This window comes from Marvinbryantia sp. (assembly GCF_047017445.1).
In the GTDB taxonomy this organism is placed as follows: domain Bacteria; phylum Bacillota; class Clostridia; order Lachnospirales; family Lachnospiraceae; genus Marvinbryantia.
In genome coordinates, this window is sequence record NZ_JBKXTT010000002.1 from 337,113 (window position 1) to 363,022 (window position 25,910).

The window sequence follows — 25,910 nt, forward strand, 5'->3', positions numbered from 1 at the left end:
TATCCCTGTCATTTCGCAAGCTCCGCGCGGTAATCCCGCGGGCTTTTTCCGGTGATCTTGCGGAATACCCGGTTAAAATAAGTATAATCGTCGTATCCTGTCAAAAAGGCGATCTCCGTAAGGCTTTTTTCCGGTTCCTTCATATATCCCTGTGCGCGCCGGATACGCGTTTTGGCGATATAGAGCATAACGTTTTCCCCGGTCTCCTGCCGGAACAGGCGCGAAAAATACGTATTCTCCACATGGAACTGTTCCGCAAGAGAAGAAAGCGTCAGCTCCTCAAAAAAATGCTCGTCGATATATGCCGCCGCCTGCTTTACCAGTCCTCTTGTCGTATCCGGCACCGTCCCCTGACGGATGGACATCACAAAATCAACCGCTTCCTCCATCACCTCGCACAGATATGCGGCGTCCAGCTGCTCCACCACCTTATCGGCAAGATCCGCCAGATTTTCCATTGCAACGGCGTCCGCCGCGCTCATATCGGCGACAAACTCATTCTGGATCATATTTAAAATTTTTCGGACGGTCTGACGCGCCTCAAGATAGCTCCACTCGTTTTGCACAGCCTCCGTCTCGATCACTCTGCGCAGATATCTTTTTGCCTCCTGCGGCTGGTTTTTGCGGAGCATCTGCTTCAGCTCCTGTATCTGCGCATCCCCGAACCGTGTTTCGATCTTCTGCTCCTGTATTTCATTTCTCTCCCGGCAGAACAGTATCTGATTCTCTCTTAAAAATCTTCTGGTCACCAGGCAGGCGATCGCCTGCGTATAAGCGCGGTGCAGGCTGTCCAGGGAATACGACTGCTCGCTGACGGCGACCGTGACCGGCGCCTGCGTGATTCTGCCAAAATGCGCCGCGATCCTTCCGGCGAGCGAACTCATCTCCCCGATTTCCGCCTCCGTCACGATCAAAAACTCATTTGAGCGGTAGATGTGATTAAACACAAATATATTCTTCTCTTCGCCCGCCATTTCGCGCAAACGCTTCTTTACCTTCCACGACAACAGATTTTGATCATACTGACAGGCTTCCGTCAGCTCCCGCATATTATGGATTTTTATCAGCATCAGGCTTGCCGCCGCAAAATCAAGCTTACTGTTCATCGTGATATTCGGTGTGAACGGCACCTCCTGTTTTTCCAGCAGGCGGCTGAATTCCCTGTCCTGCAGAAGAGACGCCGCTTTCTGCAGCTCCAGACTCCGGCTCTGTTTTTCACTGATCTTCTCCAGAGCTTTTGACAGCGCGTGAATCAGATCGATCTTGCTGACCGGCTTCAGCAGATAATTGACCGAACCGGCAAGAAAAGATTCCTTTACATAATCAAAATCATCGTATCCGCTGATAACAAACGTGATGACCTCCGGATAGCGTTCCTGCACAATCTGCAGAAGCTTCACGCCATCAATGTACGGCATATTAATATCTGTGATCAAAATATCCGGCGTTTCCTCCTCCATTTTTCGCAGCACATCCTCTCCGTCGCACGCCGGCGGAAGGCAGATCAGCGAATATTCCTCCCACCGCAGCATCCGGCAGAGCTTTTCCCGCGTCCAGTATTCATCATCTGCGATCAGCACCTTGTATTTTCTGCTTTCCATAACTCTACCTCATCCATCTTTCTGCGCGGAATGACAAGGTATACCCTTGTTCCCTTTCCTTCCTCGCTTTCGATCGTCACCCCGTAAGCCTCTCCATACAGCATTTTCATGCGGGAATCTATATTGGAAAGACCGATCGACGTTTCCTGCTCCGTATGCGGCTGCAGCAGCTCCTCCATCCGCTGTGGACGAATGCCGACGCCATTGTCCTCCACAACGATCCGCAGATTTTCCTCCCATTTGTGTGCACGGACAGTTACCCGTTTTTCTCCGCGCGCATTTTTCAGTCCATGCGTAAGCGCGTTTTCCACAAGCGGCTGGATAGATATCCGCGGCAGAGTATCCTGCAGGATATCCTCCTCCACATCAAAAACATATGCTACGGTTCCCTGCATACGGACATTCATTACATAAATATAGTTTTTCAGATGCGCGATCTCCCTGGCGACTGTGGAAAAAGGATTTTTCATATCCAGGCTGTAGCGAAAAATATTGGATAGCGACTGACTGAGCGCGCCGACCTCCGGACAATCTGAAAGCTCGGCAATACTGCTCATCGTATCCAGCGTATTGTACAGAAAATGCGGATTGATCTGCGCCTGCAGCGCCTTGTATTCCGCGCGGTTTACCATCAGCTTCGCCTCGTACTCCCGCGCGATCAGCCCTTCGATGCGGTCGAGCATCTCATTGAAGGTCCGTCCAAGCTGTCCGATCTCGTCCTCCGGCAGATTTGTCATGCGGAGCTGCGTCTCTCCGCCCTTGATGCGCACCATCGTCTCCGTCATTTTTTCAAGCTGCCGTGTCAGACCGCGCGAAATCGGATAAGAAAACAAAACCGCCGCTGCGCTCATCGCGATCCCGATCATAAGCAGATACCGCGTCAGCGTCCGCTGGTTTTTCTCAAGCAGGCTCTGCGGCATCAGCGCATAGCTTCCGATATTGTATTTATCCTGCTGCACACGGAAGAATACCTGATTTTCACGCTCCGTTATCGCCTCTTCCTCTGCTGATTCCGCCATAATTTCTGAGGAAGCACTCTCAAAATTCGCCTGCTGTGTCTCCGAAAGCTCTCCGGTCGCCGTGATCGCACGGTCTCCCAGGGGCTGGATCCATACATAGCCTTCCCCGCCCTCTGTATATTTCTTCATTAAATAGCGCAGCGCCTTTTCATCGGTATCGCAGACGGCATAGCCGATCACCTGACGGTTGTGGTAAAGCTTTACCGCAAAGCGTGCAATATCCTTTTGCCGGTATACGTTGTAATAGCTGCTCACCAGCATGATTGAGTCATCCGACGCTACATAATCCTTTACCTTCTGCGCATTTGTATCCTGCGTTTCGTCATAAATGTCCGCCGGATAGGTATGCTTCGGCGTCATGGCCTTGCGGTAAGTACTGATGATCTCGTGGTCTGCAGTGTATAAATAAAGCGCAAGAACACTCAGGGAAGTGTCAAAATTTTCATTCCCGATATTATATGCCAGCCGGTTCCATTTCTCACGCAGCGTCTCCACTGACACACCCTTTCGCAGATCTGAAATAAAACCGCTCTGATTATAAAGACGCAGCAGTCCGTTTTCTATCGACCGCGCATAGCTCTCAATCTCATTCTGCATATTTTCCATCAGACGTAAGTTTTCTTCTTTTGCCTCCCGGTAGATCAGCGTAGAAGACGTCCGAAGATATAAAACCGTCTGCAGGATCAGCGCCGACAGGGAAATTCCCAGGCACAATGCCAGTATCTTCCCGCGCATACGCATGCTTTTCCTCTTTCCTCCCATATCCTTTCCCCCGCACTTCTCATTCTGTCTTATAGTTTACCAAACCGCGGCGGAAATTGGTATATGGAATTGTAAAAAAGCCTTCTCTGCCGTACAGATGACAGAAAAGGCTTCTTTCTATTTTTCTATTTTTTATTTTATCTTTTTCATACACACCATATAGGAATCGTAATTGCACGCCGGTTTGGGCAGCACCAGCCCGCCCTGCATGAGCGCCGCGCCGGTATACGTTTCTTTGCCGACCTCATAGAGCGCGTCTTTTTGCAGCCCTTTGCATTTCACGCGCAGCGGCTTCGGGTTTGCATGTAAATCGGTAAATACCACGCTCAGCGAAGCGCATGTTTTATCCTGCGACACATAGCTCCAAGCCGTAAAATCACGGTTTTCAAACGGCGAGCTCAGGCGGTAGTAATCGCCCTGCCGGAAAAGCTCGCTGTATTCATTATAAATCGCGATCTGTCTGCGCGCCTCCTGTTTATCCTCCTCGGACAGCAGGCTTAAATCCAGCTCGTAGCCGAACGACCCCTGCATCGCACAGATTCCACGCGTCTGAAACGGCGTGACGCGTCCGTTCTGATGGTTCGGGCACACCGAAACATGAGCGGCAACCGCCGACATCGGGTAGCCGAAGGAGGTTCCATAGTGTATCCGCAGACGCTCGATCGCATCCGTATTGTCACTGCACCAGATCTGCGGCGCGTAGTAAAGCATTCCGGCATCAAATCTTCCGCCGCCTCCGTTGCAGCCCTCCAGAAGAACGTCCGGGTATCGCGTAATCAAATACTCCTGGAGCTCGTACAGCCCCAGCACATAGAGATGACGGATCGCTCCCTGGGAAAGCTGCGGGTTTGCATTGCTGTAAATATTATCAATACTGCGGTTGATATCCCATTTTATATAGGAAATGTCGGCGCTCTGCATCACCCGGTCAATGCATTCCTTCAGATATTCCAGCACCTCCCGGTTTGACAGATCCAGCGCAAGCTGGTTTCTGCCGCGCCCCGGCTGCCTTCCCGGAATAGTCAGCGCCCATTCCGGATGCGCACGGTAGAGGTCGCTGTCCTCGGAAACCATCTCCGGCTCTATCCAGATGCCGAATTTCAGTCCCAGCTTCTTTATTTCCTCCACAAGCTCTCTCAGGCTGCAGCCAAGCTTCTTTTCATTCACATACCAGTCGCCAAGCCCGGAATTGTCGTCGTCGCGCTTTCCAAACCAGCCGTCGTCCAGCACCATCATATCCAGACCAAGGTCCGCCGCCTGCCGTGCTATCGCCAGCAGCTTTTCCGCGTTGAAATCGAAGTATGTCGCTTCCCAGTTATTTACCAGAGCCGGGCGCTTTTTGTTTTTCCACGGGCTGCGTATCAGACAGTCAAAATAAGCCCGCTGCAGACACTGCGACAGATCCGTCAGCCCGTCCGGCGTGTAGGAAAGCGCCGTCTCCGGCGTATAAAAGCACTCCTGCGGCTGCAGCGTCCAGGAAAATTCGTCGTCGGAAAGTCCGCAAACAAGACGCAGGCTGTCAAACTGATCGCGCTCCATCTGAATGCGGAAGCAGCCGCTGTATAAAAGCGAAACTCCATAGCAGCCGCCGGCATCCTCCGTCGCGCCCTTCTCACAAAGGATCACGAACGGATTGTGCTGGTGACTGGAAGTTCCCCGTCCGCTGCCAATCTCCGTGATGCCGTGCGGAAGCGCTCTGCGCTCCGCCTGCCGCTCGCCCGCGTGCTTTCCGTGAAAATGAAGCAGCTCCAATTCTTCGTGCGGAAAGTCTATTGACATGCCCATCATACGTTTCAGCTCCACCGGAGCCGTGCCCCGGTTTTCCACCGCCGCAGCACGGGTGATCACATTTTTCTCTGCAAACACCCCGTAAAAAAGCTTTACATAAATCTCTTCATATAAATCCTTCAGCGTGATCTCCAACGTCTGCACATCGCTCTCCTGACCGGCAAACATCGCCGGGAGCTGCGGCAGCGCATATTTTCCATCGTAAATCTTGTGCGAGACATACCGCAGATCCAGCGCCGGAACCATTCCTGCCCTGCCCGCCTTCATCGCAGACACGCGGAAATCGCCGTTCCCGTAAACCGCATACTCCAGCGGATAGTAATCCATCGAGTAGGTGCGCTCATTCACATCGCCCGGCTGCCCGGAAAAGCCGTGATCCTCCGGAACGATCAGATAAGAAAAATCACTTTCATCAGCAGGTGCGCCGTAGTACGTGTGCAAAAGCACGCCGTGATCATCTACCTTCATCTGGTAAGCGCTCTTTGCCGTCTGGAGTGTAAACGTTTTTGCCTGCTCATTGTATAAAATCGCCATATCCTATGCCTCTCCTTCTCTGCCTGTCCGACTCATCCTTCTATGATATACTTTATGATGCCTGCGGATTGCGACGCGCAGCTAGTCCTTTAGGGCTCTATGCTACGCCCTCCCGCAATCCTACTTTACTTTTTTCAGCCAGAAGAATCCATTTCCGGGAACCTTCACCGCCGATGCCGTCACATTCTTCCCGGTCACCAGATCCCGGTATTCTCCGTCTGTTTCCTCGATCCAGGCGGTCTTTTCAAATTCGCTGAAGTTAAAAAGCCCTATCAGCTTTTCCCCCGCATATCTGCGCACAATACAAATTACCGCCTGCTCGCCGGTCTCCAATGTATAAAAATCCGCCGTCGAAGTAAATACCGCCTCCTCACTGCGGATTTTCTCCAGTTTCTGCAGTCCGTGGAATATACGCTCCGAGACCGTGCCGGTCTGCTCTATCTCGTCAACCAGCTCCCAGCGGAATTTTCCGCGGTGAACGTAACGGGAATCCGGCGCCTTTTCCGGAACCTCCCTGTATGCGTAATCGTTGGTCTGGCCCACCTCGTCGCCGCTGTAGAGCATCGGAATGCCGGACTGTGTAAACATAAACGCATGAAGCATCAGATCCCGCTGGATCGCATACGTCATCTGTTCGTCATCCTGCTCGAAGCCCGCCTTCTCCACACCGCACATGGAAGCCGCCGTTCCGCAGAAGCGCGCGTCCCCCGTCACCGGGTCCGCATTATAAAGCTCGCCGCGGCTGTAGCTGCCCGCCGCCTTCCCGGTAAAAAAGTCGTTAATATACTGCTTGTGGGACCGTTCCTCCATGCCCCACCACTGCAGCGTTGCGTAATCCAGCCCCCAGCCGATGTCGTCATGGCAGCGGAGGTAATTCAAAAATACATATTCCTTCGGAAGCTGTGCCAGAATATCCATCTGCCGCTTCAGAAGGCGGGTATCTCTGGTCGCCAGCGAATTCCACATGGTCGCCATCGTGGTCACATTATACAGCATGTGGCATTCCGGCTTCTCCACTGTTCCAAAATACGGAGCCACCTTGGACGGCTCCATCACCACCTCGCCCAGCAGCAGCACGCCGGGGCAGACAATCTCGCCGATCATACGCATCATGCGCACAATGGTGTGGACCTGTGGAAGATTACGGCAGTCCGTACCCAACTGCTTCCAGATATATGGTACCGCATCAATGCGTATCACGTCAATTCCAACATTGGCAAAAAACAGGAAATTATACATCATTTCGTTGAAAACCCGCGGATTGCGGTAATTCAGGTCCCACTGATACGGGTAAAAGGTCGTCATGACGTAATGACCGATTTCCGGCAGCCAGGTAAAGTTGCCGGGCGCCGTTGTCGGGAACACCTGCGGCACCGTCCGCTCGTACTGCTCCGGGATGCTGTAGTTATCATAGAAGAAGTAGCGGCTCATATATTCGCCCTCGCCCTTTCGCGCGCGCACCGCCCACTCATGATCCTCTGACGTATGGTTCATCACAAAATCCATACACACACTCATCTGCTTTTTGTGGCATGCCTCCGTCACCGTCTCCAGATCCTCCATGGTGCCAAGCTCCGGCTGCACCTTTCGGAAATCCGCCACCGCATAGCCGCCGTCCGAGCGGTCCTTCGGGCTCTCCAGCAGCGGCATCAGATGAATATAATTTACGCCGCACTCCTTTAGATAATCAAGCTTTTGGCGGACACCCTGCAGATTGTCGGCAAAATTATCCACGTACAGCATCATGCCCATCATGTCGTTCTGTTTAAACCATTCCGGATTTTTCTCGCGCCGGCGGTCCATTTCCTTCAGACTCTCGCGCCGCTCCAGATAAAACCGGTGCATCTGTCCGCACAGCTCGTCGAACATCCAGTCGTTCTGATATAATTCCATATAGAGCCATTTCAGCTCGTCCAAATTCTTCCGAAAACGCTTCTGATATTCTGCTTCCTCAAAAGCAAGCCTGTTTTTCTCTTTCTGCGTTTGCATGGTTCTCCTCCTTACGGCTTCCAGGTACAGATCCTGCCCGTTCCCTTTCCGCCCTTAATCACAATTTTCCCGCACAGAACGTCCGAATCCGTCTCATAGTACACATTCATCGTCCCGTGATTTGCATAAATTTCCAGGATTCCCCGGTCGATCAGAATATGGATATCCTCGATTTTCTCCGGCAGCGGCGTCCACTCCTCCCTGCAGAAAATCATTTTATCGCGGATAGCCATCTCCTGTCCGAAAAACTGCATGGAAATACTTTTCGCATCTGTCGGCTCCAGAATGATCTCGGTCACGGCATCCCTCTCCGTCTCCAGAACGAAGCCGTCATCTCCAAGCGCAAATTCTGCCGCCGTCTCTTTCGTCTCCTCGTATTCGCGCACCGGAAGCAGCGAAAGCAAAATTTTTCCGTTTCGTTTCACCAGACTCAGCTCGCGCCCAAGCCCCATCATGCCGGTATAAAGCTTCCCGGCGTTGTGGGTGCGCAGCCACGGAACGCTGATCACGCGGTCTTCCACGCCGCTGTAGGTCTGCGCCGCATAGGGCAGATTCGTAATGTACGCCCTGTGCTGCACGCCGTCTGTCCGGAATTCATAGCCATCAAACTGTCCCAGATAATAAAAGCCGTCAGCGCTTGTAAACACCCAGATGGATTCGTCCCCGCACGCCAGCCGGAAAAGATCGGGGCACTCCCACGCCCCGGCAAGGTCGATGCTGTCCGTCATCTCCCAGTCCTTCAGATTTTCCGAGCGGAAAAAGCCAAATTTATTCTCACAGAGCCAGAGTACCATGATATAGGCGCCCGTCTCCTCATGCCAGAAGATTTTCGGGTCCCGGCTGTCCGGCTCGATCACGCCGATCGCCTCCTTCGGAAGCTTGACAAGTGTCTCGCCGCCGTCCGTGCTGTAAGCGATGCGCTGCGTGAACAGCTTATCCTTACTCCACCGGTTTCCCCCGCCTGCCGCCGTGTAGTAAAACAGCAGCGCATCCTTCGGCAAATCCAGCATTCCCCGCTCGTTGACAAGACCGCAGCCGGAATACATCGTGCCGTTTTCATCCGGGTACAGCGCCTCTTCTTTCTGCGTAAAGTGAAGCAGATCCTCCGAAACTGCGTGTCCCCACGACATGTTCTGCCAGCGCGTATTCATCGGATTGTACTGAAAAAACAGGTGGTACCTGCCGTCGTGATACACCAGACCGTTCGGATCGTTGATCCACCCTCTCTGCGCCGTGAAATGAATCAGCGGTCTTACCAGCGGCTCCTGCGCGTCGCTGTCGGCCTGCACAAGCTCCTCAAAAAACGCTTCGGAAAAATCGCCCCGCAGAGCCAGCTCATGTCCCCGGTATTTTTCTACATTCAGATAGCTGTAATAATCGCATTTCCCGTCCGTTTCCTTCTGGTTTACCGGCACCTGAAATTCAAACAGCTTCTCCTCACCGCAAAAAATCTCCAGGAGCTCCTCCTGCCTTCCGGCATACACCGGGATCCCCAGGTATTTCTGATTTATTTTTATGCCATATTCCATATTCTGTCCTCCGTAAAGCTGTTGGGTTTTCTCTATAATCATAAACAAAACGCAGCGGGAATGCAAGATACACTTCCCGCTGCGTCAGAAAAACCTTTTCGCATCAGCCTTTTACTGCACCGGAGGTTACATCCTCTGCAATATATCTCTGCAGGAACAGGTACAGAACCAGGATCGTACACAGTTCCTTGCGTCCAAGTACAAAGCTCGGAAGCTATACTACTTAACAGCGCCGTTTACAACACCATTTAAAATCTGCTTCTGGCATACGATATAGAACAGAAGAATCGGAATCAATGCCAGCAGGTAGGATGCAAATGCCAGGTTGTAATTCGTACCAAACTGTGTCTGAAAGTTGAGCTGCGCCAGCGGCAACGTATTCTGTCCGGTACCGGACATAATAACAAGCGGTGTCATAACATCGTTCCAGGTGCTCATCGCCGTCAGAACGGCAACGGTAGCATGCATCGGTTTCATGATCGGGAACACGATAGACCAGTAGGTCTTCCATGTCGTCGCACCGTCTACACGCGCCGCTTCTTCCAGCGCCAGCGGAATGTTGGTCAGATAACCTCTGTACAGCATCAGGTTCAGCGGCATATAGAACACCGTATAACAAAGGATAACGCCAAGACGGTTCGCAATACCCATCTGCGCCGTCTGCTTAACCAGCGGCATCATCAGAATCGCAAACGGTACGAACATACCGCTTACAATATACAGGTACGCAAAATTGTAAAATTTGCTGCCCTTCATGCTGCGTCCGATCGCATAACCGCCAAGACCGTGAATCACAATAGAAAGTACAACGGTGGTTACCGTAAGGAGTAAGCTGTTGCCAAGAGAATGCCAGAAATCAGTCACGCGCATCGCCTCTGCAAAATTTGAAAGGCTCCAGGATGCCGGAAGCGACAGTGCACCGGCAATATCGTTTGTCATTTCAGAAGGCTGCTTGAATGCGATGATTACTGCCATATATAAGGGAAAGAAAATCGTCACACAGCCGATAATCAACAGAATTGTAATCGGCCAGTTGACCGTTCTTGCTGCTTTATTCGTCTTACGCATTATAACTGCTCCTCCTTTCTGTTGGTAATCATTGTCTGTGCTACGGAAATAACAACAATTACGACAAAGAATACGAATGCGTTCGCACTCTGGAAACCAAACTGTCCGCCGCTCATACCATTATTATAAATCAGGTAGGAGATAGACTCTGTGCTCTGGGAAGGACCGCCCTTTGTCAATGCCATAATCTGATCGAATACCATCAGGAAGTTTTTCATGCAAAGTACCATGTTGATGGAGAAGAACGGAATAATCAGCGGGAAGGTAAGCTCTTTAAACTGTTTCCATCCGCTTACACCGTCAATTGCACCCGCCTCATATACATCCTCCGGAACGGTCTGAAGACCGGAAATATAAATGATGGTATTCATTGCAATTGCCTGCCAGCATCCTACGATTACAATAGCAATCCATGCCGTGTTCGTGCTGGAAAGCATACTGCTGCTCAGCGCTCCAATACCGAGTGCCTGTCCGATCGCCGGCAGAACATAGGTGAAGATAAAGCTGAAAATGTAGCCGATAACCAGTCCGCCGAGTACGTTCGGGATAAAGTAAATTCCGCGGAGCGCACTCTTAAATTTGATTTTACTGTTAAGCCCCAGCGCAAGAATCAGACTGATTATATTAGTGATAATTGTGCTGACCAGTGCATACTTAAAAGTAAACCAATAAGATTTCCCCACACGCGCATCGGAAAACAGGTCTATGTAGTTTCGAAGGCCAACCCACTCATAAGAACCATAGCCTTTAAAATTTGTGAAGCTGTACATGAAGCCTTTAATCAGCGGCAACGTATTAAAGCAGAAAAACAATGCCAGTATCGGAATCGTAATCAGCATAAATGTACGTTTTCTGTCCTGTGCCCCTTTAGATAATTTCATCACTCTTCTCCCCCTTCTGTCAGTTTTTCCGGATGCTCTTCGTAGAACTTCTGAACCTTTGTGACGAGGTCGCGGTTGTAACGAACCCACTCTGTATCAAATCTCTCAAGGAAGGTATCCAGCGCATTTTCGCTGTCATCCATCAGGAAGGTCTGAATCATTGCGTCTACCGCCATCTCAGACGGATAGTGATGGTCCTGATAGTCCGCCATCTTATCATTTTCGATGTATTCCTTCATGCCATCCAGCATGGATGGAAGCTCGAAGTCACCCTTCTTACATGGAACCGCACTCTGGTCATCCAGATATGTCTGGATATTCTCATCTTCATACAGGAAATCCAGCACCTCGTAGATAGCGTCCTTTTTGTCTTCCATTCCTGCCATAACAGACCACTGAAGGTCGTTACCGGAATTAAGGAGGTTTTCGTCAGCATTATTGCTTGCCGGGAATACGAAAGAATCAATATTGATATCCGGATTTACGGATTTAATCTGCGGAACCGCATAGCTTCCGATTACATACATTGCGGATTCCCCTCTTGCAAATGCCGTGCAGGCATCGTTATAGCTGTATGCATACGGGTCTGCCTGTGCATACTGGAGCAAAGATTTTGTTACTTCCGCTACCGGGCGATATGCATCTGCGAATTTTGCCGTACCCGCATTTACCTGTGAGCAGATATCAGACGGTGCAAGGTCTACGCAGATCGCATTCCATGGTGCAAAACATGTCCAGGTATCCTTAAATCCAAAGTAAAGCGGCTGAATGCCCGCTGCCTGGATATCATCGCAGAGTTTATAGAATTCATCCAGTGTGGTCGGAATTGTCCATCCATGTTCGTCAAAGATATCCTTGTTATACAGGACACCGGCTGCATTTGCCATGTACGGAACTGCATAAACGCCATCATACGGGATAAATTCCAGCTCTTTATCCGTGCGAAGATAGGATTCCTTGATCTCACTCAGCCCCTGATAGTCGGAAATATCCATCAGCATATCAGAATCCAGGAAATTGGAATAGTTGATATCGCCACCGATGCCAATAATCTCCGGATAATCCTCACGGATAAATCTCGTTTTCAGGATGGTCATTGCATCGTTCGGAGAATCGATCTTCAGCTCAATGTCATCATGTGTTGCGTTAAATTTCTCCTCCAGTGCCTCGAAGGCTTTTACTGCTTCCGGCTTGTACTGGACAATTTCAATGACCGTCTTGCCGTCTGCTCCTTCTTTTGCGCCGCAGCCGGAAAGCAGCGCCGCAGTTGCCGCAAGCCCCATCAGCGCGATGACACCTGCGGCAGTTTTTTTGTGTTGTTTCATAAATACATCCTCCCTTCTTTTTTTCTGCTTTTGATAGTCATATCTTAGCACAATCGCGCTTCATATGTCAACCGATTATCACAATAAAACCGCCCCATTTTTGCATTTTCAGTACATATTCACGAAAATACGTTTATATTTTTGTATGTTTTTACCATCAATTTTGTTTAAAAGTGATTACTCGACATTTCACTCCATTTTCGCGAATGTTTATCGTATGTTATGTTTTCAAAAAAAATCTGTATTTTCTGCCAAATATATGCTGCATTTATTTTGCTTTTACGTGTGCATCCCCACAGATCTTTTGGGGCCGAGCAGGAAATCCGGCGCAATTTTCCATGCAACAAAAAAGAGAGTACATGCATAATCATGCTGTATACTCTCTATAAGGCTGATTTTCTGCTGTCTCTTTATCCGGCAAAGCGCCCTTTCCCCGTCAGGTGCTCTCCCTTATCACCAAACTCACCGGGAAGACACTTCTTGCCGGGACCATCTCGCCTGCCGCAGAACGCACCACCGCCGAAATGGCCGCCTCCGCCATTTCCTTCACCGGCTGGCGGATCGTCGTGATGCCGGGCGACATCAGGGACGCGATCATCACATCATCGTACCCGACGATCTTCATCTGCCCCGGAACCTCCATGTTTCTCTCGCAGCATACCTTAATCGCCTGCGCCGCGATCACGTCTGAGCTGGCGAAAATACCGTCCGTGTGCGGATACTGCTCCAGTGCACTTCTGATAACCGGATAATAGTTCATATCATCATAAAATGCCTGCCCCGGGTCGACCGCATAATGCTCGACGCCGTGCCGCCTGCACACCTCCTCAAAAGCTGCCTTTCTGCTGTCCGCGGGCATTGGCTGCTCATTGACGCCGCCGATATGCAGCAGGCACTTACACCCCCTGCCGATCAGATGCTCCGCCGCCAGCACGCCGCCGCTGTAGTTGTCGCATTCGATGCCGGCAGTGCCCGCATCCAGAAAACGCTCAATTGTAATCAGCGGAAATCCGAGATTTTTGAATTTCTCCGTGCTGAAGGAACCGCTGCACAGGATCACTCCCGCCACCCGGTTGCTCTTGCACGCCTCTATGTATTCCTCCTCTTTTTCCTCCTTTTCTTTGGAATTGAAAAGAAGTATCCGGTACCGACTGTTATACGCCGCCTGCTCCAGATTGCTGATCACCTTTGAGAAAAACGGATGAACAATGTGCGGAACGATCACGCCGATGGTATTGCTTTTCTGCTTGGAAAGCGAACGCGCCATCTCGTTCGGCTGATAATTCAGCCTCTTCATCACATCGTATACCTTTTCTCTTGTCTGCCCGCTGATATACCCCCTGTTGTTGAGCACTCTTGACACGGTGCCGACGGTCAGCCCCGCCTCCCGCGCAACATCCTTTAAAGTCGCCACTGTTTCACCTTCTCTGTCGTTTTCTTTCCTTAAATATACCATTTTTCCGACAATGTGTCAACCGCTAAACATATTAAGGACAGCCTGCCCATAACAGCCCTGTCAAGCCGCTCTGTTAAGACTACTCTTCCGGCACCGGCTCCATCAGGCGCATACCCAGCGCACTCGTAACAGGCAGGGAAAATATAATGGTTCGCGCCTTGCTCTCCAGCCCCGCTTCGTCCATAATCGCCCGCATCACGCTGTTTTTATCGACGCTTTTCACCACAATAAGCACGATTTCCTTTTCCTCCGCCAGAGATACGCCGAGGAACTTCTTTGCACCCTCCATTCCGGTTCCCTTGGCGTGAACCACGGTTCCGCCGCCCGCGCCCGCACCGCGCGCCGCATCCATGACAAGCTCCGTGTACCCCTGGTTTGAAATGGCAATCAGAAGTTCGTATTTTGTATCCTTCAAGCTGCTCTCCTCCCCCTTCACAAAATTCTGGCGCTCCGTCAGAAACCGGAGCTGTTTTTCCCCTCCGATGCTGCTCACCGGGATGATAAAGACAATTCCCGTACCGGGCACTTCAATATTCAGCTTCTCGCGCAGCCCCTTTTTTACATCACCCCAGGTTTCACGCGTAACCAACGAAATCAACACTACCTTTGTCGATTCCTCCAGACCAAAATAATCCAGGATCTCACCGGCGGCGGTTCCCCGCGCCATCATCCACATTATCACGCTGATGCCCTGCTGCCCGTAGAACTCCGAAATTTTCTTCACCTTATATTTATTTAAAACAGATACCATCATATACAGTTCGCTCATATTTTCCTCCCACGCCCGGCACACATCCGGCAGCTTCCTTCACACCGGATGCCATACTCACACAGCTTTCGTCTGTGCCGTTACAGTTCGATAATCGCATCGTCGTCCAGCTCTCCCGTCTCTGCGATCTCCGGCTGTTTCGCTGTAAGGTGTGAGAACAGTCCGAGGAGCTGGATGGTAATCGGCGGCGTCATCGCTACCATCGCCACTACGCCAAAAGCGTCCGTGACAAGATTTCCGCCAAGCGCAATGCAGGCGCCCTGCGCCAGCGGCAGCAGAAAGGTAGCTGTCATCGGTCCCGACGCCACGCCGCCGGAGTCAAATGCTATCGCCGTGTAGATTTTCGGAACAAAAAAGGAAATCCCCAGCGCGATCGCATATCCCGGAATCACAAACCACAAAATGGAAATACCGGTAAGCACACGTATCATGGCAATCCCGACGGATACCGACACCCCAATGGAAAGAGCGGTTCCCATTGTCCCCGCCGAAATCATGCCGTCCGTAATCTCCTCCACCTGCTTATTCAGCACGTAGACCGCCGGCTCGGCGCGCACGATAAAGAAGCCAATCAGCATACCGATCGGCACCAGGATCCAGGGATGATTCAGGCTCGCCAGCACCTGCCCCAGATAATTTCCGGCAGGCATAAAGCCCACATTCGCTCCCGTGAGAAACAGCACCAGCCCGATATATGTATAGACAAGCCCGACAAGAATCCTCACCAGATTTTTCTTTGACAGCTTCAGAAACAGAATCTGGAAAATTCCGAAGAATACCACGATCGGCAGCACCGACAGGGCAATCTCCCGGAAATATTCCGGAAAGCCCTCGCCGAACAGCGCCCACAGCTCCTTCGAATCCGCAATTTCCGGGATTTCCTGCAGCGCATAAGCGCCCTCCTGCGGATGATAAATCATGCCAAGCAGCAGCACCGCAATAATCGGTCCCACCGAGCAGAGCGAAACCAGACCAAAGCTGTCGTCCGCCGCATGGCGGTCACTCCGGATGGAAGCGATGCCGACGCCGAGCGCCATGATAAAGGGCACGGTCATCGGTCCCGTCGTCACACCGCCGGAGTCAAATGCAATGCTCTGGAAGCTCTCCGGCACAAAAAATACCAGCACGAAAACCATCAGATATAACACAATCAGCATCCGGGAAAGCTCAATGCCGAACAGCATACGCAGAATTGCCGCCACAAGTAGCAGTCCGACACCGCACGCCACCGCTATAATCAGCACCATATTCGGCACCGACGGCACCTGCTGCGCAAGCACCTGCAGATCCGGCTCCGATATGGTAATGACAAAGCCAAGCAGGAATGCGATCACAACAACCATCCCCAGCTTCTGCGTCTTTGCCATACACACACCCATACGTTCACCCATCGGCGACATGGCAAGCTCCGCACCAAGCGTAAAAAACATCATCCCGATAATGACCAGAATAGAACCTATTAAAAAACAAAGGAGAATGCTTGGGGAAATCGGCGTAATAGTAAACGACAGTATCAGCACGATTGCAACAATCGGCATAACCGCCTGCAGCGCTTCCTTCAGCTTCTCCTTTAATTTTTCCTTTAGCTTTTCTCTCGTACCCGGTGTATACAGCAATCGGCACTTCCTCCCCGCACAAATCTTTATACCATCCCAGTATACCGGAAAACTTTTTTCAAGACAAGCGTTATCCCCATAAAAAAAGTATTAACTTTTCTGTGCAGACGCTATAGGAGCAGATTCGCGATCAGTCCCAGTACGAGCAGGTGCAGCGGATAAAAGGCGTAGAATACGTATTTGGAGAATTTGTCTTTGCGCACGCCGTTGTAGCACCAGATAGGATAGAAAGAGAGCGGTCCGGTGACATACAAAAGGCTCACGATCGCGCCGAGTATCATTTTCAGCACGTTTTTCGTGTAGAAAATATAGAAGATCGCCACAAGCAGCACCATGCAGAGTCCATACGCCGAACGGAACAACGTCACCCAGGCGACCGCGCACAGCACGATGAGCGCCTGCAGGAATCCGCCCGCCGCGCCGCCTTTCTCTTTTCCCATGCGCAGGAAGTAGAGCATCAGCAGGCAGATGCACATTGTCACCAGCGCATTCTGGGACGACCAGTCGATGACCTTCTGGCTGACAGCGTAGTCGTAGGGTATCTCACTGAGCAGCGCAAAGATGACCATGCCAAGCAAATAATTGCGATAGCTGGAGGTATTTAAAAAGCCCTCCACCAGCAGAAACGCAAACACCGGCACCGCCAGTCCTCCTATAAGCTGCAGGACGGAGCCGACGCCTGCCTGCGTCATCAGCGCGGAGTCCGCCGCCATCGCCTGCGACAGCTCCTCCTGCGTATAGCTGCCCAGATGAATGATTCCGTTCTGCACGATCGTGATCCCGATCGTCTGCAGCAGCATTGCCGCGCAGGCAAACATTTTCAGCCCAAAGGACGTTATCTCCGGCGTCTTCCAGACTACGTTTCTTCTTCCTGTCATACCAGCCATTTCCTGTTCTTCTCCTTTCCCGTTCTGCCCGGCAGCATTTCCCTTTTGCCGCCGAACGCTTTCTTCCGTTTTGTTTTCCGTGCGAAAGCCTGCACTTTCGTCCGTTTTTCCTGTGAAAACCGGCAGGCGCTCCGTCTGCTTTTCGCTCAAATTCCGGCAGACTGCCTTCCGCTCTCCTTTTACACTCCTGCGGTCTCCCCGTCGTCCCCGGCATTCTGCGCAAAGCCGCGGATTACCTCCAGCGCCGGAAGCGCATTTCCATCGTAATCAAAGAGCGCCTGATTCGCCCACTCGTTTCCGCCGGGACCTTTCTCTCCCATATAGGCGCATGCCTTTTCCGTCGCCCAGCCGCTTCCCGGCACCGGGATCCACGCCGGTTCCCAGTAGAAAAATCCCCTGCCGCGACCGTCCGGCACCTCGCGGATAAGCCTTAAAATGTCTCTCATAAAGTCCGCCTGCCCCTGCTCCGTCATCTGGTAAGCAATCTTTTCCGCCAGCTCTTTCCGCGTGGCCATGCCCTTGCGCTGCGCGTCAGGCAGCTTTTCATATTCCTTGTAGTCCTCCATCGTATGTCCCATGGACACCTCAGCGACGATCAGATCCTTGCCGTAGCGCCGCGCGATGTCGTTCATATTTTCCCGCAGCATTTCCATCGTCCCGTGCCAGAACGGATAGTAGGAAAGCCCGATATACGTGAAGTCCTCCCCGCCCTCCGCAAAATACCGGTCGAACCAGTTCCGGTAAAGCGCATTGTTTCCGCCATTATCCAGATGGAGCATCACCGGAAGCCCCGGAGCTGTTTCGTGCACCGCACGGATGCCTGCATTGATAAACCTTACAATATTCTTAAAGTCCGGCACTCTGCCGTAAGGCCAGAGCAGTCCGTTTGTCAGCTCATTACCGACCGCAACCATCTGCGGCAGGATATCCTCCTTCCCACAGTGCTGCAGCACCTCCGCGGTGTAATCATACACCGCCGCGGTAAGCTCATCCTCGTTCATGCCCTGCCACGCCTTCGGCGGGATCTGCTTTCCGGGGTCCGCCCAGAAATCGCTGTAATGGAAATCCAGCAGCCAGCCGATTCCCTTTTCCTTCGCGCGCTTTGCCAGCGCAAGTGTCGTCTCTATATCATTGCCGCCCGCTCCGTAGGAATTCCCGTCCTCGTCAAACGGATCATTCCACAGGCGCAGCCGCACCATATTCATCCCATAATCCTTCAGAATATCCATCGCATCGCGGCGGGCTCCCCCGTCATAAAATTTTCCGCCGCAGCGCTCCACCTCCAGCAGGGTGGACAGATCCATACCGGTAATCCATTTTTCCATAATTATACCTCACAAGTAAAATACCGTGCAAGCCTGTATTCTCACGCAGACCTGCACGGTAACCTATTCGTTACTGTTCACTCCGTTCACAGCAACCTATTCAGTGCCTTCCTGGTTACAATGCAAAATCCATTTACGATCAGTTTCTCTGATGGGATTTTGCACTCATGAATCACTTTCTTACGACCTCAGCAGCAAGTGCTTCGGTCTGTGCCAGACGGATCCTAAAAGTTTTCAAAATCCTCTTCGGTAAATCTTGTCATCATATCGCCGTACCTGAAACGCGCCATCTGATTTTTTGCCAGGACGTCCTCCTCCGTGCCTCTGTACTGGCAGCGCAGGCAGTAATACTCTTTTTTGTCCTTGTCGTAAAACATATCGAGGTCCAGGTCACGCATAAAGCACGACGGACAACGGTAATTTAATTTGCCTTTTCCAGATTGAGCCATGTCGTGAAGACCTCCTTGTCAGCTAATTTTCCGTTGTACCCAATGGTAAACATCGGGCTGAACGCATATCCTTCTTTGAAATAGCCTTCCTTTTCCCTGCCCTCGCAGTTCATGGAAACCACCGTGTCAATCGGCGGGAGCGTGCAGCTTACCTTCTCAGCAGCCGCCATGGAAACCTCGCGGCACTTATACTCGTAAGCAAGCGTTTCTTTTTCCCCGTCCTTTTCGATCGCCAGCGTCAGGCTGCTCATGTCTTCCGTGTACTCGGTCGTTCCGTAGCAGCCGACCATATACTCGTTGATCGTCACCTCTGCCGTCGGATCGCTCATCTCCAGCACGCGGCGCTCGATCTTGATGGTGCCCGTTCCCTCGATAAACGTCATCACCGTCTGCAGCTTCACAGTCAGATCCGCAAATTCGATATCCACCGGATCGATCGTCAGCACGCGGTTTTTGCCGTCCTGTGAAAAATGCGCCTTTGTGCGGCACAGGCAGAGATCGACTTCCTCACCGTTATGGCAGATTTTTGCGCTGCGCACGGTTCCCTCGCCTGCATAATGCGTGAAGTAGCCCGCGCGGTACTTTTCCTGGATAAGGAACGGATAGCTCGCATCCTGGATGTGCGGCGTGCCGATACCTACCGGCCAGTTAAGCTTCGCCGCATACGGACGCAGATCAACGATCGCGCCGCCCTGGTCCATATTTACGCCCACACGCATGTACGGGTCGCAGTACCAGAACACCTGCTTCTTACTTCCGTACAGAATATCTCTCCACAGCGCGCACTCCGGCTCCGTGTAGCTCTTCTTCTGACGGTAGAAATCCGCGAATTCGCTCATCGTCATGTCGATCAGCCTGCCCTCTTTTTTCAGCTTTCCGTAGTACGCGCAGCCTTCCTCATAGGATTTCAGCAGCAGCTCGTACGGCGCCTCCCAGCGTCCCATCTTGTTCATCCAGCCCGGTCCCACAAACATCATGTTGTAAGCGTAGCCATTGTTAAATTTCGCCTGGTAGCGGAACTGGTCGATGAGATTGTAAAGGTACGGAAACTCCCATGTCTCGGTGTCGTAGATCATACCGCGCAGAACGTTCTGCGGGTGCGTGCCGAAATTGGAACCGTTGCCATCGTAGCAGGCGATCAGATCACGGCTTAAATGCGGGATCGCCACCACGCCGGAATCCTCCGCCTCATTTGCCGCCGGTGCGTGCGTGTTCTGCTTCGACGGAATCCACGGCGCCCAGGGACCGCCGTCCATAAAGGTGTACCAGCTATTGTTGCAGGTATGATATGCCTTCGGACCTTCCTCCCAGCAGGTTGCCACCTCACATTTTACGGATGGGTACTGCTCCTTGATATAATTTGTCAGCTCCGCATCCATATAGTAGGAACCAGTCGATTCGGGATAAAAGCCAAAACGCTCATAAAACTTCCCAAAGACGTCCTTTACGATCGCCTTCTTGTCCTCCATCGAGAACATCCAGATGCAGAAATCCTTTGTTTTGTACTTCTCGCGGAATTCCTTGCACGGAAGCCCCAGAAGCGACAGCGCGATCTCATCACCGTATTTCTCATGATGCTCCTTTGCAAGCGCCACCGCCTCGTCGTTGAAAAGGCTGGCATATGTCATCTGGATCGTTGTTTTCAAACCGTTTTTGTGCGCGCATTCCTGCTGTGTCTTAAAAATATCGAGACTTTCCGTGAGCAGCGCCTTGCGCCCGATATCCTCCGCCTGTCCGTGCCCGGTTACTTTCTCCGCATACTCCGGCACCATCTCCGGACGGTGGATAATATTTACAACAAACTGTTCCATAATAGATAATTTCCTTTCGTGTTCCTTTTTTTAGCCCTTTACAGCGCCGCCCGTGATACCCTCTACATAGAATTTCTGCATAATCATGAACAGAATTGAGATCGGGATGGATACCAGCACGCCGCCTGCGCAGAACATGGTAAAGTAGCTGTTGATAAGGCTCTTATCCAGCATCTTATAAAGACCGATCGCAACAGTATACTTCTCCGAGATACCCGCGTTCAGGATCATCTTCGCATAAACGAAGTCCATCCACGGAACCAGGAAGCTGCTGATAACCGTATAAACAATGATCGGACGGCTCATCGGAATGACGATCTGCCAGAAAATACGCGCCTCGCTGCATCCGTCAATGCGCGCCGCCTCGCAGAGCGCACGCGGAACCGTGTCGAAAAAGCCCTTCGCGATCAGATAGCCCAGACCGGCAGAACCAGAATATACCATGATCAGTCCGGCATAGCTGTTGGTCAGATTAAAGCTCTTCAAGGTGAAGTACACCGCGATCATCGCCAGCATACCCGGAAACAGATTTAAAATAACGAAGAAATTCATCAGCGGCTTGCGCGCCTTGAAGCGCATCACCGACATCGCATATGCCACCATCAGCACAAACGCTGTGGAAATGACGCAGGTAACGCACGCGATGATAAAGGTGTTCATAAACCACTGCGGGAACTGCGCCACCGTATCCGGCTGGAACAGCTTGACGTAGTGGATAACGCTCCACTCCTTCGGGAAAAAGGTGCTGGTGTTCATTCCGGAGTAGGAACTAAACGATGTGCAGACAAGCCACACGATCGGAATCAGCCAGATGAACGCCAGAACCGCGATCAGTAAATTGTGGAGTACAATAGATGATGTACGATTTCCTTTCATCTTTTTCATTATTGATAGTCCTCCTCCTTTCCGTTTCCTACCATGCGGTTAAAGGCTGCCAGCGTGAATACCGCACAGATGATAAATACGATGATACCGATCGCCGATGCCATCTTGTAGTTGTAGTAATCCTGCGTTAATCGGAACAGCCAGGTTACCAGAAGGTCGACCTCCTTTGCCTGCGAATTTGCCATCGCCTGATTGGTGGTCGTGTATACATCCTGCGTCAGCAGGTAGATTACATTGAAGTTGTTGATGTTCTTTACAAAGTCCGTAACCAGCGCCGGTCCCGTGACGAATAGCATGTACGGCATCGTGATCTTGCGGAAGATCTGGAACGGCTTTGCGCCGTCCACGCGCGCACTCTCAAGCTGGTCCGCCGGAAGGTTCATCAGCACGCCGGTTGCGATCAGCATCTGATACGGTACGCCGATCCAGATGTTGATGAGAATGATCATCACGTGCGCCCAGCCCGGAGCCGACAGGAACGGGATGTAGCTGGTCGAAACCAGACCGATATCACGCAAAAAACCGGTCAGACCGATGTTCGCACAGATCGTATTGACGATACCGCCGTTTGAGAAGAAGTTTCGAACGAGCAGCAGCGATACGAACTGCGGCACGGCAATTGTGATGATAAACAGAAGACGCCAGAATTTCGGCGCTTTTGTCTTTTTGCTGTTCAGAAGCAGAGACAGCAGGATACCGCCGATGTAGGTGGTGAAGGTTGCAAAGAATGCCCATACCAGCGTCCATCCGAGTACGCGCACGAAAGCGTAGCTGAAGGTGCTGGTGAGACCGCCGCCGCCAAACAGACTCAAAAAGTTTGTAAATCCTACCCAGCTAAACAGCTCTGTGGGCGGCATATGCTGCTGATCGTAATTCGTGAATGCCACGAAGATCAAAAGCAAAATCGGGATTGCCGTAAATACCACGATACCGAGCACCGGAAGGGTGAGCAGGGTGATATGGAATTTCTCTTCAATATAAGAGTGCAGATCCTCTTTAAAGGTGTTGATGTGCTCGCCCGTTTCCTCCATCATCTGAAGCTTGTAGGCGTTCACAATATTTCTCATCCAGACAACAATGAATGCTCCCCAGACTACAAAGCTGAACAGGGAAAACAGCAGGATCTGGAAAGAGTTATCGTAGTCGTTAAATTCACTCTTCATGGTCTGCATATTGAAGACCTTTTCCATCTTTACCGTTCCCAGTGTTCCGAATTTCGGCACATACTGCATTGCAAACGTAAGGGTAAATGCGATCACAGCAACCTCAAGGATTGTCATGATGATCGCCTTCACATACTGCTTGCGGCGCGCATAGCCTGCCCCCATCCACAGTGCAGACAGCTTTACAAACGCATCACCCTTTGCAAATGCCGTTCCAAATTCGGAGAAGTAATTGCCAATTGCTTTGAAGAAACCGCCGACTGCCGCGGCAGCTCCCTTTTTCTCACTTGCCATAATGACTTCCTCCCGAAAAAAGAGCCACTGCGAGCATACGCCCTGTTGCGCGGGCGTGGTGTCTCGCAGCAGCCCATGTCTGTTCTTTCCTGATTATTTTACGCCGTGCCGCCGTGCGCTTCTCGCAAATCCTACGGCTTTGCTCGCACGCGGGCTTACGCCCTATGAAGCCCCTGACCTCCCAGTCCGTCTGCATGCAAGCATGCACAGACTGTTCTGCCAGTGTCTTCGCACGGCTTAATGCCTTCGCACTTACTCGATCGGAGCGGTTACACCTTCCACGAGGGTATCCAGTGCTGCCTGGATGCCGGCGTCGTCATCAGCTTTCAGTGTGCCCTGTGCGATCAGCTCGCCAAAGGTCTGTGCCGGATCCCAGTACTTTCCGCCAACCTTCTGTGTCTTACCGAACTCAGCCTGCTCTGCAAGTGCTGCGATCGCTACGTTTTCTTTTACAGCATCAGAATCGATAATGTTGTTGTTGCTCGGGCCGCTCTCGCGCTGGTCGAAGAACTTCTGCTGAGACGTCTCGTTTGTGATGAAGTCAGCCAGAAGAACTGCCCATCCTGCGTTCTCCGCATAGCCGTTTACACCAACAAACTTATAGCCGGCTACAGAACCCTGCTGAACCTGCGCATCGCCAACCGTGAAGGTCGGGAGCTTGGTTGCCGCATAGCCGTCGCCGAATGCTTCCTGTGCAGTAATGCTGTCCCATGTTCCGGAAACTGCTGCGCAGAGACCGCCCGCTGCAAGCTGGTTGGAGATATCGCCGTCAGCGATTGCCATGAATGCCGGGCTGGATGCGATGCTCAGCATACCCTTTACAACATCAACACCTGTGTAGCCGTCAGCACTTGTGCCGTTCCAGTCGATCGCGGTGGTTCCATCCTCATTCAGATCGGTTGTGAAGCCTGCGCCGTAGAAGAAGGAAGCGTTATACCAGCCGGATGCCAGCGTCATGCCAACCTTTTTGCCTGCCGCTTCCGCTGCCGCAAGAAGACTGTCCCAGGATGCAACGTCCTCTTCGGACAGCACGCTGGAATCATAGTACAGGAAGTAGCCGTTGTCCGCTGCGCGCGGGAAAGCATAGAGTTTTCCGTCTACGGTTGCTGCCTCGATGGAACCTGCAACGTTTGCAGCCTTTACGTCATCCAGCGTCTTTCCTGCCATGGTGAGCGCTTCTGCATACTCATCCAGGTCGATCAGCGCGCCTGCGTTTACCAGATCATAGATCTGGTCGCTTGCGAAGGAATATACATCCGCAGCCGCCTCTACGTCTGTCAGAATAGTATCCTTTGCGGTAGATTCAGATTCTACGCCGATCTGGATGTCGAAGGTGACATCCGGATATGCCGCCTTAAATTCCTCTACCAGTTCGCCGAGAAGAGTCTGATCCTCCTCTGCTCCCCACAGGGTAAGTGTGATGGTTTCCTCTGCATTTACGAGTACGGCTGAAGACAGAACTGTCGCAGCAGCAAGGGTAGATGCTAATACTTTTTTGAGCTTCATGTTAATCCTCCTTTAAATATGTTTTGTAGGGTTGTTGCGCAATTTGCGCAACCGTTTGCTCGTATCTTTAGTATATACCCTCTTCTTTTTCTAGTCAATTATTACATTTTACCGAAAAATGCCCTTTATTTTTGTATGATTTTAACAGCATTTTTGTTTTGGTGCAACCCATTTGCGCAATCGGTTGCTCATCAAGTAAAAGACATTTCCATATTACTGTTCACAGCAACCTTCGCAAATCCATTTAAAATTCTCTGCGATATGCAAAAAAGTGCAATCAACTGTTGCATTTTCTGATTTTTGCGTTATAATATTTGCATATGGAAGCATAGCTCAGCCGGGATGAGCGTTCGCCTCACACGCGAAAGGTCAGGAGTTCGAGCCTCCTTGCTTCCATTTTTTTATTCCCGCGAGCAATGAGCCAGGTGCCGTGCTTGCAGCGGGGTATTTGATTTAAGCGGGGCATTGGCGCAGCTGGGAGCGCGCCACACTGGCAGTGTGGAGGTCACGGGTTCGAATCCCGTATGCTCCATTTCTCAGAATTGGCATATTTGCAGGAAAAATTGAGAAGAATTTATTCCTGGACAGTTATGTATTCGTGTCGTTTTTTCTTTTTCATTTTCTTCACCTCTTATTGCCCTTGCGGAAAATAAAAGCGGGAATCTGATTTCAGAACAAGAAAGGATGTGACTTTATGCCATTACCAGAAGAAAAACTCTATACTGCTGAAGATTACTGGAATCTCCCGGAGGGACAACGTGCCGAACTCATCGATGGGCAGCTTTACGCTATGGCTCCGCCCAGTTATATTCATCAGAAATTAATCAGTGCTTTTACCGTGATTTTTTCCAATCACATAAAATCCAGCGGCGGTTCCTGCGATGTAATTCCGGCTCCATTTGCAGTAAATTTAAATGCAGATGATAAAACTTATGTAGAACCGGATATCAGCATTATCTGTGATAAAAATAAAATATCAGACCGCGGATGTGAAGGTGCTCCGGATTTTATTATAGAAGTCGTTTCCCCTGGCAGCCGCCGGATGGATTATAATATCAAAAATGCCAAATATGCTGAGGCTGGTGTCCGCGAATACTGGATTGTAGACCCAGCCAAAGAACGTACTACTGTTTATCGATATGAAGAAGATGCCGCTCCCATGATTATTCCTTTTGAGCAGCCGGTTATTGTCGGAATTTACAGTGGCCTCCGGATAACAATATCAGATTTATTAAAATAGACGCATGGCACCG

Annotated in this window: 19 protein-coding genes and 2 tRNA genes; 3 read left to right on the forward strand and 18 right to left on the reverse strand. The window is 51.3% G+C overall.

The window, feature by feature from the left end; all coding sequences use genetic code 11:
• Nucleotides 1–8: 8 nt before the first annotated feature.
• From ACLU9Q_RS03470 to ACLU9Q_RS03555, 18 genes are all read right to left on the reverse strand, one after another.
• A complete protein-coding gene (locus ACLU9Q_RS03470) occupies nucleotides 9–1,601 on the reverse strand; it encodes a response regulator transcription factor (RefSeq protein WP_296834464.1) in 1,593 nt (530 codons plus the stop codon).
• The gene (locus ACLU9Q_RS03475) at nucleotides 1,574–3,382 is read right to left on the reverse strand and encodes a sensor histidine kinase (RefSeq protein ID WP_302592013.1); all 1,809 of its coding nucleotides are present in this window, start codon (nucleotides 3,380–3,382) and stop codon (nucleotides 1,574–1,576) included. The genes ACLU9Q_RS03470 and ACLU9Q_RS03475 overlap by 28 nt, the downstream gene beginning before the upstream one ends.
• Before the next feature lie 132 nt (nucleotides 3,383–3,514).
• On the reverse strand, nucleotides 3,515–5,704 hold the full coding sequence (locus tag ACLU9Q_RS03480; protein ID WP_296834461.1) for an alpha-galactosidase: 2,190 nt from the start codon (nucleotides 5,702–5,704) through the stop codon (nucleotides 3,515–3,517).
• 120 nt (nucleotides 5,705–5,824) lie between these two features.
• The gene (locus ACLU9Q_RS03485; protein ID WP_412624664.1) at nucleotides 5,825–7,693 is read right to left on the reverse strand and encodes an alpha-amylase family glycosyl hydrolase; all 1,869 of its coding nucleotides are present in this window, start codon (nucleotides 7,691–7,693) and stop codon (nucleotides 5,825–5,827) included.
• An 11-nt stretch (nucleotides 7,694–7,704) separates the two neighbouring features.
• Nucleotides 7,705–9,222 carry a glycoside hydrolase family 32 protein gene (locus ACLU9Q_RS03490; RefSeq protein WP_412624665.1) on the reverse strand — a complete coding sequence of 506 codons (1,518 nt, stop codon included), beginning with the start codon at nucleotides 9,220–9,222 and terminating at the stop codon, nucleotides 7,705–7,707.
• Between the two features lie 219 nt (nucleotides 9,223–9,441).
• Nucleotides 9,442–10,290 carry a carbohydrate ABC transporter permease gene (locus tag ACLU9Q_RS03495; protein ID WP_298515077.1) on the reverse strand — a complete coding sequence of 283 codons (849 nt, stop codon included), beginning with the start codon at nucleotides 10,288–10,290 and terminating at the stop codon, nucleotides 9,442–9,444.
• Nucleotides 10,290–11,171: a carbohydrate ABC transporter permease gene (locus ACLU9Q_RS03500; protein ID WP_298515074.1), complete on the reverse strand. Its 882-nt coding sequence runs from the start codon at nucleotides 11,169–11,171 to the stop codon at nucleotides 10,290–10,292. The genes ACLU9Q_RS03495 and ACLU9Q_RS03500 overlap by 1 nt, the downstream gene beginning before the upstream one ends.
• Nucleotides 11,171–12,496 carry an extracellular solute-binding protein gene (locus ACLU9Q_RS03505; protein WP_330666978.1) on the reverse strand — a complete coding sequence of 442 codons (1,326 nt, stop codon included), beginning with the start codon at nucleotides 12,494–12,496 and terminating at the stop codon, nucleotides 11,171–11,173. Before ACLU9Q_RS03505 ends, ACLU9Q_RS03500 begins: the two co-directional genes overlap by 1 nt.
• A gap of 436 nt (nucleotides 12,497–12,932) precedes the next feature.
• On the reverse strand, nucleotides 12,933–13,910 hold the full coding sequence (locus ACLU9Q_RS03510) for a LacI family DNA-binding transcriptional regulator (RefSeq protein ID WP_412624666.1): 978 nt from the start codon (nucleotides 13,908–13,910) through the stop codon (nucleotides 12,933–12,935).
• Between the two features lie 121 nt (nucleotides 13,911–14,031).
• Nucleotides 14,032–14,721, reverse strand: coding sequence for a P-II family nitrogen regulator (locus ACLU9Q_RS03515; RefSeq protein WP_296834434.1), 690 nt, complete (start codon nucleotides 14,719–14,721; stop codon nucleotides 14,032–14,034).
• Nucleotides 14,722–14,801: 80 nt separating this feature from the next.
• The gene (locus tag ACLU9Q_RS03520; protein ID WP_296834477.1) at nucleotides 14,802–16,259 is read right to left on the reverse strand and encodes a DUF1538 domain-containing protein; all 1,458 of its coding nucleotides are present in this window, start codon (nucleotides 16,257–16,259) and stop codon (nucleotides 14,802–14,804) included.
• A 188-nt stretch (nucleotides 16,260–16,447) separates the two neighbouring features.
• A complete protein-coding gene (locus tag ACLU9Q_RS03525) occupies nucleotides 16,448–17,374 on the reverse strand; it encodes a TraX family protein (protein ID WP_296907325.1) in 927 nt (308 codons plus the stop codon).
• A gap of 29 nt (nucleotides 17,375–17,403) precedes the next feature.
• The gene (locus ACLU9Q_RS03530; protein WP_298514467.1) at nucleotides 17,404–18,549 is read right to left on the reverse strand and encodes an arabinogalactan endo-beta-1,4-galactanase; all 1,146 of its coding nucleotides are present in this window, start codon (nucleotides 18,547–18,549) and stop codon (nucleotides 17,404–17,406) included.
• 224 nt (nucleotides 18,550–18,773) lie between these two features.
• Nucleotides 18,774–18,998: a hypothetical protein gene (locus tag ACLU9Q_RS03535; RefSeq protein ID WP_298514464.1), complete on the reverse strand. Its 225-nt coding sequence runs from the start codon at nucleotides 18,996–18,998 to the stop codon at nucleotides 18,774–18,776.
• Complete coding sequence (locus tag ACLU9Q_RS03540) at nucleotides 18,971–20,809, reverse strand: hypothetical protein (RefSeq protein ID WP_412624667.1); 1,839 nt, start codon at nucleotides 20,807–20,809, stop codon at nucleotides 18,971–18,973. Before ACLU9Q_RS03540 ends, ACLU9Q_RS03535 begins: the two co-directional genes overlap by 28 nt.
• Nucleotides 20,810–20,839: 30 nt before the next feature.
• On the reverse strand, nucleotides 20,840–21,694 hold the full coding sequence (locus ACLU9Q_RS03545) for a sugar ABC transporter permease (RefSeq protein ID WP_296838109.1): 855 nt from the start codon (nucleotides 21,692–21,694) through the stop codon (nucleotides 20,840–20,842).
• Entirely contained in the window at nucleotides 21,694–23,151 is a 1,458-nt protein-coding gene (locus ACLU9Q_RS03550; protein ID WP_296838113.1) for a carbohydrate ABC transporter permease, read from the reverse strand. Before ACLU9Q_RS03550 ends, ACLU9Q_RS03545 begins: the two co-directional genes overlap by 1 nt.
• Nucleotides 23,152–23,403: 252 nt before the next feature.
• The gene (locus ACLU9Q_RS03555) at nucleotides 23,404–24,657 is read right to left on the reverse strand and encodes an extracellular solute-binding protein (protein WP_302592012.1); all 1,254 of its coding nucleotides are present in this window, start codon (nucleotides 24,655–24,657) and stop codon (nucleotides 23,404–23,406) included.
• Between the two features lie 322 nt (nucleotides 24,658–24,979).
• Here ACLU9Q_RS03555 and ACLU9Q_RS03560 point away from each other — a divergent pair.
• From ACLU9Q_RS03560 to ACLU9Q_RS03570, 3 genes are all read left to right on the forward strand, one after another.
• Nucleotides 24,980–25,053, forward strand: a tRNA-Val gene (locus ACLU9Q_RS03560).
• A gap of 63 nt (nucleotides 25,054–25,116) precedes the next feature.
• Nucleotides 25,117–25,189, forward strand: a tRNA-Ala gene (locus tag ACLU9Q_RS03565).
• Between the two features lie 162 nt (nucleotides 25,190–25,351).
• Complete coding sequence (locus ACLU9Q_RS03570; RefSeq protein ID WP_296838118.1) at nucleotides 25,352–25,897, forward strand: Uma2 family endonuclease; 546 nt, start codon at nucleotides 25,352–25,354, stop codon at nucleotides 25,895–25,897.
• The last annotated feature ends 13 nt before the right edge of the window (nucleotides 25,898–25,910 follow it).